This is a genomic window from Candidatus Nanogingivalaceae bacterium, assembly GCA_015257795.3.
Taxonomy (GTDB): domain Bacteria; phylum Patescibacteriota; class Saccharimonadia; order Saccharimonadales; family Saccharimonadaceae; genus Nanogingivalis.
Window position 1 is genome coordinate 472,888 of the sequence record CP072208.2, and the last position, 11,519, is coordinate 484,406.

General features: G+C 35.6%; 15 protein-coding genes. 6 read left to right on the top strand and 9 right to left on the bottom strand.

The window, feature by feature from the left end; all coding sequences use genetic code 11:
- The first annotated feature begins 48 nt into the window (after positions 1-48).
- The 3 genes from HXK94_002480 to HXK94_002490 all read left to right on the top strand — a co-directional run bounded on the left by HXK94_002480 (position 49) and on the right by HXK94_002490 (position 2,762).
- Positions 49-852, top strand: a complete 804-nt coding sequence (locus tag HXK94_002480) for a replication-relaxation family protein (GenBank protein QTI96116.1) — start codon at positions 49-51, stop codon at positions 850-852.
- Positions 830-997, top strand: coding sequence for a hypothetical protein (locus HXK94_002485; GenBank protein QTI96117.1), 168 nt, complete (start codon positions 830-832; stop codon positions 995-997). Before HXK94_002480 ends, HXK94_002485 begins: the two co-directional genes overlap by 23 nt.
- A gap of 61 nt (positions 998-1,058) precedes the next feature.
- Positions 1,059-2,762, top strand: coding sequence for a recombinase family protein (locus HXK94_002490; protein ID QTI96118.1), 1,704 nt, complete (start codon positions 1,059-1,061; stop codon positions 2,760-2,762).
- Between the two features lie 66 nt (positions 2,763-2,828).
- Here the strand turns inward: HXK94_002490 and HXK94_002495 are convergent, their stop codons facing one another.
- Positions 2,829-4,586 carry a glycogen/starch/alpha-glucan phosphorylase gene (locus tag HXK94_002495; GenBank protein QTI96119.1) on the bottom strand — a complete coding sequence of 586 codons (1,758 nt, stop codon included), beginning with the start codon at positions 4,584-4,586 and terminating at the stop codon, positions 2,829-2,831.
- A 305-nt stretch (positions 4,587-4,891) separates the two neighbouring features.
- Here HXK94_002495 and HXK94_002500 point away from each other — a divergent pair, with 305 nt between their 5' ends.
- The gene (locus HXK94_002500; protein QTI96120.1) at positions 4,892-5,167 is read left to right on the top strand and encodes a hypothetical protein; all 276 of its coding nucleotides are present in this window, start codon (positions 4,892-4,894) and stop codon (positions 5,165-5,167) included.
- 78 nt (positions 5,168-5,245) lie between these two features.
- Here the strand turns inward: HXK94_002500 and rpsP are convergent, their stop codons facing one another.
- A complete protein-coding gene (gene rpsP / locus HXK94_002505; protein QTI96121.1) occupies positions 5,246-5,584 on the bottom strand; it encodes a 30S ribosomal protein S16 in 339 nt (112 codons plus the stop codon).
- A gap of 148 nt (positions 5,585-5,732) precedes the next feature.
- Here rpsP and HXK94_002510 point away from each other — a divergent pair, with 148 nt between their 5' ends.
- Positions 5,733-6,089: a hypothetical protein gene (locus HXK94_002510; GenBank protein QTI96122.1), complete on the top strand. Its 357-nt coding sequence runs from the start codon at positions 5,733-5,735 to the stop codon at positions 6,087-6,089.
- Between the two features lie 15 nt (positions 6,090-6,104).
- Here HXK94_002510 and HXK94_002515 read toward each other — a convergent pair whose 3' ends face one another.
- The 7 genes from HXK94_002515 to HXK94_002545 all read right to left on the bottom strand — a co-directional run bounded on the left by HXK94_002515 (position 6,105) and on the right by HXK94_002545 (position 10,812).
- On the bottom strand, positions 6,105-7,022 hold the full coding sequence (locus HXK94_002515) for a RimK family alpha-L-glutamate ligase (GenBank protein ID QTI96123.1): 918 nt from the start codon (positions 7,020-7,022) through the stop codon (positions 6,105-6,107).
- Complete coding sequence (locus HXK94_002520) at positions 7,022-7,468, bottom strand: RimK/LysX family protein (protein QTI96124.1); 447 nt, start codon at positions 7,466-7,468, stop codon at positions 7,022-7,024. The genes HXK94_002515 and HXK94_002520 overlap by 1 nt, the downstream gene beginning before the upstream one ends.
- A gap of 74 nt (positions 7,469-7,542) precedes the next feature.
- Complete coding sequence (locus HXK94_002525) at positions 7,543-8,907, bottom strand: flavohemoglobin expression-modulating QEGLA motif protein (protein ID QTI96125.1); 1,365 nt, start codon at positions 8,905-8,907, stop codon at positions 7,543-7,545.
- Between the two features lie 3 nt (positions 8,908-8,910).
- Positions 8,911-9,627, bottom strand: coding sequence for a ribonuclease III (gene rnc, locus HXK94_002530; protein ID QTI96126.1), 717 nt, complete (start codon positions 9,625-9,627; stop codon positions 8,911-8,913).
- Positions 9,627-10,124 carry an NUDIX domain-containing protein gene (locus HXK94_002535; GenBank protein QTI96127.1) on the bottom strand — a complete coding sequence of 166 codons (498 nt, stop codon included), beginning with the start codon at positions 10,122-10,124 and terminating at the stop codon, positions 9,627-9,629. Before HXK94_002535 ends, rnc begins: the two co-directional genes overlap by 1 nt.
- Positions 10,105-10,560: a transcription antitermination factor NusB gene (nusB, locus tag HXK94_002540; protein QTI96128.1), complete on the bottom strand. Its 456-nt coding sequence runs from the start codon at positions 10,558-10,560 to the stop codon at positions 10,105-10,107. The genes HXK94_002535 and nusB overlap by 20 nt, the downstream gene beginning before the upstream one ends.
- 72 nt (positions 10,561-10,632) lie before the next feature.
- Positions 10,633-10,812, bottom strand: coding sequence for a hypothetical protein (locus tag HXK94_002545; GenBank protein ID QTI96129.1), 180 nt, complete (start codon positions 10,810-10,812; stop codon positions 10,633-10,635).
- Between the two features lie 127 nt (positions 10,813-10,939).
- Between HXK94_002545 and HXK94_002550 the strand changes: the two genes are divergently transcribed.
- Positions 10,940-11,503, top strand: a complete 564-nt coding sequence (locus tag HXK94_002550) for a hypothetical protein (protein ID QTI96130.1) — start codon at positions 10,940-10,942, stop codon at positions 11,501-11,503.
- Positions 11,504-11,519 lie beyond the last annotated feature (16 nt).

Below are 11,519 nucleotides of genomic sequence, written 5' to 3' on the forward strand. Positions count from 1 at the left end.
ACATTTTACAGGAGCACACCCTTTAAATTTTAATGGAGAACAAAACAGATGAAATGGAATTACAAAATAGATAACAACACGCAAATTCTTTACTTTTTGAGTCAAGCAAGATTTGCTACCACTAACCAATTAGCCAGACTCTTTTTCGCGGATAGCGCTCGATTTGAGACTACTATTCGCCGCACTAATTTTGCACTGCAAAGCCTGAAGAAAGCTGGATTGGTTTCACATTTAAAACGACGAGTTGGTGGCGCACGCCGTGGCTCCGCTTCTTATGTTTGGCAAATTACTTTTCAAGGACTAAAATTTCTTAAAAACCAAGATGAAACAGTTGTTTTGCGTTATAAAAATAAATACGAACCAACCCAGCACCACGTTGAACACACTTTGGGGATTACGGAAATTTTTGTTGAGACACTGGAGACCGTTCGAGATTCAGAAAAACTGTCGCTTGAAACTTTTTCCTTTGAGCCAAACTCTTGGCGCAGCTACCAAAAACTTTCTGGTGTTGGAATGACCCTAAAACCAGATGCTTATTTGGAACTGATTAATCACGATTATGAAGACCATTATTTTCTGGAAATAGACCGAAGCACGGAAAGTCTTGTACGTATCCTAAATACTTGTAAGAAATATATTGAATATTATCGGTCAGGTATTGAACAACGACAAAAGGAAGTTTTCCCCTATGTTTTGTGGGTTGTGCCAGACGACAAGCGAAAGCTGGCGATTTCGAAAGTGATTCAAAAAGAACTATACAATTTTTGGGAATTATTCACCGTGATTACTTTGGACGAATATTCAGATTATATCAAAGGAGGTATTTCGAATGAACCAGAAGAATCAAGATAGAGACTCAAAACAGGCTTCACACACCGCCGATGAAATTTGTCGAATTGGTCGAACGACTTACTTAATCCGTCACCGTTTTACTGGAAATCGCAATCTTGAAAATGTCCTAGAAAGGTTGATTTTAAGCGATAAATCACTACTTTAACAGTAGTAAAAATGGTATAATAGAGGTATAAGGTGTGTGAACTCCAAAAGGAGAAAAACACATGAACAGAACTTTGACAATTTCAGATTATAGACAAGTAGATACTTCAAAACTTTCAGATATTACGGTAGTTTATTGTCGCTTAAGTCAAGACGATGGTCTGGACGGAGACAGTAACTCGATTACCAATCAGAAGAAAATTCTGCTTGATGTAGTTACAAGAGAAAATCTCCCCAATCCTATTTTGTTTGTTGACGATGGCTTTAGTGGCACAAATTTTGACCGTCCAGCTATTTCGGAAGCACTTAGACTAGTGGAAAATCGACAAGTTTCAAACTTTATCGTTAAGGATTTGAGCCGTTTAGGGCGGTCTTATATCAAGGTTGGTCAACTAACGGAAATTACTTTTCCGAGCTTTGATGTTCGCTTTATCGCCTTAAATGATGGCGTAGATTCGAATAAACCTAATGAAACTAATTCAATTTTCTTGCCAATCAAGAGTCTAATGGATGAAATGTATGCGGCAGATACCAGCAAGAAGATTCGGGCGGTGGTTCAAGCTAAAGCCAAAGCTGGCGAGCGTGTAACTACTAACCCACCTTACGGCTATCTCAAAGATTCAAACAACCCTAAAAATTGGATTGTTGACCCAGTTGCCAGCGAAGTTGTGAAACGGATTTTTCAAGAAGCGAAAAGCGGAAAAAGCCTTTCGGAGATTGCTAAAGGGTTAGAAAATGACAAAATTTTTAAACCAGACCGCCACCGAATAGAAATCGGTTTGAAGTCTATTTCTTCCAGCCCAAATGTGGAAACTTTGCCTTATTTTTGGACGCGAGAAACCCTAAGCGCTATCTTAGGGCGTGAAGAGTATCTTGGGCATACTGTCAATCTTCGAACTCGCACGAAATCTTATAAAGATAAACGTAAAGTAGATAACCCAAAAGAAAATTGGCTGATTTTCAAAAATACTCATGAAGCAATTATCGACCAAGAAACTTTTGATATTGTTCGAAAAATCCGAAATCATAAGCGGTCTAATCAACGGTATAAAAATCGGACTGGTCACGAGAATTTGTTTGCGGGATTGGTTTTTTGCGGAACTTGTGGGCGAAAGCATTATTTTTGCCCACAAGAGAAAAATGGACTCAACCACGACCATTACAAGTGTTCTGGCTACCGTAAGCCGATTGATGGTTGTGAAAATCCCCACTATATTCAAAAATCTGCCTTGATTGAGATTGTGAGTGGTAAGCTCCGCCAAACTATTCAGGAAATCCACTTCGACCAAGAAGCCTTTTTGAAAAAGTTAGAACAGCAAAGCCAAGCTCAATTCAGCAAAAATAATAAACGCCAGCGCCAGCAACTCCAAAAGGATGAACACCGCTCTAAAGATATTGACAGCATCATTCAGAAGCTTTATGAAGATAATCTACTTGGAAAAATTTCAGATGAACGCTTTGTGAAGCTAAGTCAGAGCTATGAAGAAGAACAGAAACAACTTCAAACTTCCATTTCTGATTTAACTGAAAAACTCGCCAAACAACAAGAAGATAGCTTGAATATCTCCAAGTTTATGGCGAGAATTTCAAAATATACAGAGCTTCCAAAATTAACCGTTGAAATAGTGAATGAACTGATTGACAAGATTGTTATTCAGAAACCAACTGGCACGAAACGCAATCGAATTATTCAGGTTGACATTTACTACAATTTCATCGGAAAATTAAATAATGAAAAAAGCGAGCCAAACAACTGGGCTCGCTAATATTAACCCATTTAACTAAACTGCTATATGTCAGGTCAGCTGATGCGGGTTTTAAACTATTAAAATTTATTTTCCAAAAATTAACCTTAGATAATCCTTCATCATTCGAGAGCCAGAAATTACAGGAATATAGCCCTTCAATTGCTTTCGAATCTGTTTTTCAAGCAAATAATCATCTTTAAAAATTTGCCCAGCACGATTCATTTGAAGATATAAGTTTTTGACTTCTTCGTCATAATTTACACCGCTAACTTCTAAACACGGCGTTGGTGAAATATCTGCAACCCCACCATCCGCAGTCGAAATTAACATCTTCAAATTTGCTAAATCCTTCATAAATGACGTACCGCAAGCCTCAAGACCAACAATCGGTACATTTATCGCCACGTCTGAACCTACCGCTAAAGCTAAACCCAATTCCTCGTCATAATCCTGAATGAAATGCACTCGTTCTCTCAAAAAATCATCAGATTCAATTTTCGAAAGCACCGAGTTTAAAGTTGCTCGCATCTTTACATCACCTTGATGAACTTTTCCAGTTAAAATGTAGTGCGCGTTGTTATTTCTCAAGATTTGTCGAAGCTCTTCCATATTTTCGAAAGGCATCCATGGGCGCTTATAAGATACAAAACGCCGCTTGAAATCAAAAAGCATTGCATCTTCAGGAATTTGCACCACATGGCCATATTGATCTTTTCGATGTAACAGAATTTCATTCAACTTCTTGCGCCCAAGTTTTCGAAAGTTTCGAATATCCATTGAAGAAATCTTAGATAGGTTTTCTTTATAATTTTCTGTTGGCAGATCAAATTTATCAAATACCGCTTTATCTCGAAAATCTTCTAGAATTTCAGGCAAAACCCAAGTTGGCAGATCAATACCGTTAGTAACAGCCTTAAATTTAACCTTGTCCCCATTTATGTCTCGATAATCTGCAACGTTTGCGTGCAGTCTTGAAACACCATTCTTTGCTTCAGCTAATTCGATCGTAAGTGTTGAAAGCTTTAACTTCCCGTCTCTGAATAATCCCGAAATCCATGTTTTTAATGCAGAAGATTCTATATTTGGCATTACGATTCTATCAAATTGGTCATAAGAAAACTCACTTTCGGCAGCCTGAACTAATGTGTGGTTTGTGTAAAGTGTATGTTTTCGAACGTATACGATCGCTTCGTAAAGATTCATCCCATTCCGAACAAGCTCATCAAGCCGAGCAACTGCAGCAAAAATAGTAGCAGTTTCATTTAGCTGTATAACCGATGGCTTTAGGCCAACCATTTTTAATGCTTTGTACCCACCAAAACCAAGCGAAACTTCTTGATACAATCGATGATCACCCGATCCATCGCCAGCATAAAGTTCACCAAAATTACTTTCACTCATAGTCAAAAAACGCGTTGTTCCAAGAATTTTTTGGAAAATATTTAGGCGTGCTGGTGGCATATTTTTAGTATAAATCTCAACATCATCAAGATATTCAAAACCAAAATCTTCTGGATTAACCGAAATGAACTCTTCTCTTTGGTCAAGATTATAAATCGACTGATGTAATTCTTGTCGATAAAATGGTGTTATGCAAACAAATGGAATTTCAAGCTTTTCAGCAACGCGTCGCGTATCCGCGGCTAAAACACCTAAACCACCACCACCTTTAATGCCGTTGCTCTTATCGTAAACTTCCATTGTAAAATAGACATACGGACGATCTAACGAAAGTTTTTTAGTTAAATTTTCACGGTTGATCGCAGTGTAAAATTCAGCAACATCCTCAATATTCTGCTTTTGATAACTTTTATTTATTTTTTCGAAATAACTTCCCACCATTTTTCCTTTTTTACATTATTCTTATGTTTATATTCTACCAAACTTCGCATTTTTTCGCAAATTATTGACAAATATTTTTTAATATTGTATAATTTTGAATATTCTATACTTGGAGGTACATTTTATGCAAAACGGCAACAAAAAGAAAGATAAATCTCTCGCAAATATTTTAGAGGGCGTAGTTTACTTGATTATCTATTTAATTATTATATGTGCACATATAGCTAAATAATTTTATACAGAAAGGATAATCATAATACTCACTATTTACAAAGTCAGTCTATAGTTTATTTTGAGGTACTTGTATGAGTAAAGATAATTATAATAATAATGATGGGTGCTTTTCCTTTTTATTATTAATAGCGCTGTGCTGCTGTCTTGTCTTTGGCTTTATATCATACATAGATATGAAGCCTAAAGATGAGATAAAAGAAGAGATCATTAAAAAAGGAGACGAGTTTTCGGTAGATAGCGAAGATCTATCGAAATATATAGATGTCCTAGAAGATTTAAATCTTAGTTATAAGACATCTAAAGATGGCGACAAAATAATAATTAAGATTAATCGCCCTAACAAATAAGTCAGCAAATATTTGCTGGCTTTTTCTTTTTTCAAAAAAAATAAAATCACCTTTCGAAATGAAAAGTGATTTTTAGCTTTAAGCTTCTTCTGAAACTTCTTCTTTTGGTTGGTTGCGGCGAAGTTTTTCAACATTTTTAATCGCACGAGTTTTTTGTGTAGGTTTTTTAACCCATTTTGGCATTTCAATTCCTGCATCTTCCAAAAGTTTTACAACTCGTGGAGTTGGTTGTGCGCCGTTATAAAGATATTTTTCAGCCAATTCTTTTTCGATCTTAGCTTCTTTTGTATGTGGGTTATATGAACCAACATAGCTAACCACGCGCCCACTCGACGGATGTCGATGCGCTTCCTGAACCGCTACGCGATAAACAGGATAACCTTTGCGACCTAATCGCTGTAATCTGATTGCTAGCATTTAGATTATTTCCCTTTTATTAACTTTTATAGCTCTTATATTTTATCAAAAAATAACAAAAAATGCAATAGCTTTTTTATGATATTGACTAATCTATAAAAATATTGTATAATTTAACGTATCATAGCACTTTTTGGGGGTATAAAAAATGATTTCAAAAGAAAAATGGACAGAAATAAAGCTAAGTTGGGCAAGATACCGCAATGAGTATTTGTTTACAATAGCGTCCTGTATAGTTTTATTATTAGGAATTTGGGTTTTGGCAATTAAGCCTGCTATAGACGAGGATCATAACGAAACGTTAGTTGAGTTAAAAACTAAACTTCTTCAAAATATCAAAGACAATTCTGCAACTCTAGAATTTTCTAACGAGAATGAAGCCGTAGAAGCAAAATCAAATCTCGAAGAAATTTCAAGAAATGATAATATTCATTTTCGAAATATTAAACTTTCGAAAAATGGCGAAAAAACCGAAATTAAAGTTCAATTCAAAAGCGCAAAATAGATTGCGCTTTTTTCTTTATGCTCCAATTTTATCTTTTTTATTGCCGCGTTTTGCGTTTCGCTCAATATAATCAATAATTTTGCCAGCAACATTTCGATAAGTGACCTTTTCAATTCCAAACCCTGGACTTGCATTAACCTCTAAAACCAATGGACCACGCGCCGAACGCATCAAATCCACACCAGCGATCGTTAAACCCATCGCCTTTGCTGCTCGAACCGCCATTCGCTTTTCTTCTGGCGTAAGTTTAATCGGCTCACCTAGCCCACCTTTATGCAAATTCGAACGAAAATCGTCATCTAAACTCTGACGTTTCATGCTCGCAACCACTTGTGAACCAACCACAAAAGCTCGAATATCCGTTCCCGCCGACTCTTTAATAAATTCTTGAAGAAGCACATTAGTTCCATCAGAATTCGTCAAATAAAACGCTTGAAGCACTGATTTTGCAGCTTTTTTAGTTTCTGCAAGAACCACACCATTTCCATGTGTTCCGCGCGCAAGCTTGATAATTGCAGGTGTTCCACCAATTTCTTCTAACAAATCGTCAATATCATTCGAGTTTCGAGAAAAAACTGTTTTCGGAATCGAAACCCCATATTTTGCCATAATTTGAGTTGAACGCAACTTATCTCGCGCGCGCATAATTGCAATTGAACGATTCATAAAAAATGCCCGTGGATACGCCGCCTCAAGTTGGCGGACAACAGATGTTCCATATTCGGTCATATGGCTTGCAATTCGCGGAATAAATACATCAAATTTGCCGATATTTTCGCCACCATACATCACTTTTGGATTTTTTTCATCAATCGAAACATAACATTTTCCATAAGCAATAACCTCAACTTCATGCCCACGACTTTCCGCCTCTTCCCGCAAGCGCTTTGTTGAATAATTTCCTGGCCCGTTTGATAAAATTGCAATTCTCATTATTGTTTTTCTCCCATCTGTTTCCATTCTTCATCAAGATTAATTTTTCTGCACGAATCAACCAAAACATTATTTTTAATCAAAAACGCTCGGCCAATCAGCATTTCAAATTTCATTTTCGAACGATTATCTAGTCCAAATAATGCTTCAAATCTTTCGCCCTCAATCAAAATTCCAAATTTAACCAAAAAACGCTTTTTCACGCCACCGTGAGTGTTTCGAACATTTCGAAACCTAAAATCTCGCGTTTCAAAATGAAGTTTTTCATCACCAAATAAATCAAAACCTAAAATACCATCTTTTTCAAAAATATTTTCAGCATGAACAACTCCCGAAAAAGCTCCTGTATCAATTTTAGCGATAGTTTTAACTTCCGAGATTTTTTCTCCTGAAACATCAGTAAAAGTCACCTCTTCAAAAGTTCCAAAAATCACTTTTTCTTCCATGAAAGAATCACTCCTCGCTGAATTTATTATTTAAAATTATCTAAATTTTACCATGTTATCTAGTTTTTGTCAAACTATTTCTTTCCAACTTTAAGTTCATAAATCTGCCTTTGTTGATCTGAGTTGAACAAATTATTTTTTCCGCCAAGCAAAAAATCATCAATTAACGTTGGCGAATCAATATTTTCTTCAATGTACTTCCAAATTTCTTGACCACCGTTAAAATAGCTCAAGTCTTTAAACCAAGGCAATTCATCAGTTCCACGGAAAATCCTCTGCGTATTTCGATAAGCAATCTGACGTTTCTTATCAATATTCTCTTCCGAAAAATTATTTTTTCCGTCTAAAATGCCCATTCTCCAATTAGTTTCGAAAGCTTCACGAAAACTCATACTATTAAAATAAGCAAAACCTGCCGTTAAATAATGCTGAACACCTGCTTCTTGATATTTACCTTTTACAGCCATTTCCATAGCACGAGCAATCCCTTCTTCAGTGTTCATATACCCATCAAGACCAGTTCTCAAAGCTTGATTATCATAAGCTTCACCCATTTGAGCACGCATATAGTGTGTTCCAATTTCGTGCACAACCAAGCCTTCAAGCTCTTTTTTTGAGACTGGTTTTCGATTTTCAGGAATAAAAATCTTCTTATCTTTTGCTGAAACTGCAATCGCACCAGAATCTTTCCATTCAACATTAAATTTCGAAAAACCATCTTTTTCAAAATCTTTCAAAATATTTTCGAAAACCTCAAAAATTTCCTTTGCTGAGTATTTCTCGTTGCTATCTTTTTCCGGAATAAGTTCTAATTGCTTTGAATATAAGTATTTAATAATCTCACCAAATTTATGAAAAACTTCATCACTCGGTTTAAATCTTTCTGTGTTTTGATTTAAAATTTCATCATTTTTAATTAGTTCATAAAACTCTGAACGGATTCTTTCACCTTTTTCATCAAGTTTCAAAGCATCAATTTTTGTAATTTTATCTGAAAGTAGAGAATTGAATGTTTCAAAGTCCGGCTCGCCATAAACCTCAATATTGTTTTTCATGAATTCTTCTTGAGCTTTTTGTTTGTCTACCAAACTTTCAGCTTTTCGAAAATTACAGGCTGCTTCAAGCATTTTAACAGTTTTAATTCTTGTTTCGAGTTGAGTATTGTACATTTCTCGCTCAATCTCACCAAGTGAATTATCGTTTTCAACCGCTAAAATTGCATTCGAAATATTTTGGTAAAGATTTTCAATTTCAGCGCTATTTAATTTTTCATATTCATTATTTGGTCGAGAAAGATCATCGTTTGCAAGGAATTCAAGCTTTGCTTCATTTGCATTTTTTGGAGTAAATGTTGAAATAACCTTTGGCTCCGATTCTTTAAATATCTCTCTTGTATCAAGAAATTCATTTTTACCAAAATTACTTTCGAAATTATTCATAATTTATGCCTTTTCGCTATTTTTATATTTTCGAATCGCCTCTCGAGCCGCTTCTTGTTGAGCAATCTGCTTACTTGGACCTTCACCTTCACCCATTTTTTTATCACCAACAAAAACGCCTAGAGTAAAAGTCTTTTCGTGATCTGGTCCGTCTTCTTTTATCACCTTATAAATAGGTGTAAATCCATCTCTAGCTTGCGAAAGTTCTTGCAAGTAACTTTTTGGATCACGCCAAGATTCTTCTTCTAAAATTTGTGGCAAAGTACTTAAAATATTATCTGTGATATATTTTTTGGCAGCATCATAGCCTTTATCAAGGTAGATTGCGCCAGTTGTCGCCTCAAAAGCATTTGCTAAAATCTGCTGACGAGCTCGTGCTGAACCATGTTTTTCTCCTCGGCTCATTCTGATTAGTTTTTCATAACCAAGCCTTTCACCGGCAGCACCAATACTCTCTGTTCGAACTAAAGCTGAACGCCAAGCCGTCAAAATACCTTCCGGTTTGTCATAGTTTGAAAACAAAAAATCAGTAGTAACAAGTTCTAAAACCGCATCACCCAAAAATTCAAGTCGTTCGTTATGTTCTGTAGCTGATTTTTTATGTTCATTCAAATAGCTGCGGTGAGTTAAAGCCGTAACCAGTAAATCAATATTATCGAAATCGTAGCCGAGCTTCTCCTTTGCCCAGTCGCGATAAGGTGTCAATAAAATACCACTCATTACAATTTCTCCTGTCTAATTTTTTTCATAGCAAGCAATATAAGCTTACCGATATCTTCATATTCAATTTCTTCTAAAGCATCAGAGAAACTGAACCACTTAATACCATTCATCCAGTCTTCTTTCTGGATAGCATCCGTATCACCAAGAGCTTTCACTAGAAAAACTTGCGTCGTCATTAAAACTAGTTTATCAATTCTTCTATATCGAAAATTAATTTTACCAAGCCAGCCAATAATTTTCACATCGTGCAAACCAGCTTCTTCTCCAATCTCACGCTTTGCGGTCTCTTGTGCAGTTTCACCCTTTTCAATATGACCCTTCGGAATCGTCCAGCGATCTTTCGAATCTTGAATTAGTAAAATCTCAATCTCTTTTTTTTCGTTACGTCGAAAAATAACCCCACCAGCCGTCGGTTCTCTAACAATTTCTTGAATCGAAGTTCGGCGAGCTTTATGAAAATACTTTCGAAAATTCTCAACCTTCTTGTTCGCCATTTTGTTCCTCCACAAAAAGTTTATAAGCCGTTCCTAAAACGCCGTTTATAAACTTACTTGAATTATCGGAACCAAACGCTTTTGCAAGTTCAACAGCCTCATTGATTGCAACTTTTGGCGGAACCGTATCTCTAGAATATAATAATTCATAGAGACCAATTCTTAATACATTACGATCAATTCTTGCAATCTGTGAAATTGGCCATTCTGGTGCCATCGGCTGAAGCTTCGTATCAAGCTCAACTTGCTTTTCAATAATCCCGTTTAATAAATCTTGAACGAATTGCTTGTCACCAATCACTTCATCATACTGTTTCATATTTCGAAAAATAATTTCAGACAAATCTACGGTTTTATCCTGAGCCTGTAAACGAAATTCATATTCGTAAAGTGTTTGAAGAACAACAATCCTTCCTAAATGTCTATTTGATGCCATTTCTACGTAAGGTTCTTTCCTATTATTAAAATATTATTAAATTTTGTCAAATAAATTTAAAACGCCAGCAAATTAAGCAGCTAGCGTTTTATTTTCTTCGAGTTGCTTATTTAAAGCTTTACCAGCTTGTTTTTTAGTTGTATAAACTTTTACTGGTGATTTTTTGTTAACTCGACGAGCTAAATCCAATCGTAAGTGGCTGCGTCGCAAACCGGTCTTTCGAGGACTGCTCTGTTTCTTTGGCTGTGCCATTTAAAGTTTCTCCTTAGGTTTAATATTTATCTTCAGATTCAATTATACCTTATTTATCAAGATAAAGCAAGCCAATTATTTATTAAATATTGACTTTTGATAGTATTTATGCTATAATAACATTGTTATGGAAAAATACAAAAATAAAAACAATCAAGATCAAAACAAAGAATATATCAGAATTAACCGAGAAAAATTCAAAAAGCTTGGAACGAGAGTTTTAACCCTTAGTGCAGTTAGTGGCGCTTTAGCTGGATGGTTCGGACACGGCTTTTATGAAAAATATCAAGAAGCTGAAAGTCAAAAAATCTTCGAAATGGTTTCAGCTAAAAAATTGGACAACTCCCCAATGGATTTTGAAAAACTTGAAGAGATTTCAAAAGATGGTGGAAAAATTCATCTACAAAAAGGGGCATCTATCAGAAGTACAAATACTGACTATTTCGAAAAACCTGACTCTTACAATTTTAATGGTTATAACCACTCTTCGTTAGGTGAAATGACCAAAGATGCTGATTTCGACCTTAAAGGCGAAGTTTACTATCAGGATGGTAATAACCCTAGGATAATTACTCGAATCGAGAACTTTGAACAAACAAGCGATGGTAAAAAGACAAAAATAGATGTTAATATAGATAAAGATGGTTGGGTTGCAGTTGACGCAAACGACACTGACTTAAATTTAGAATAAAACTAAAAATAAAAAA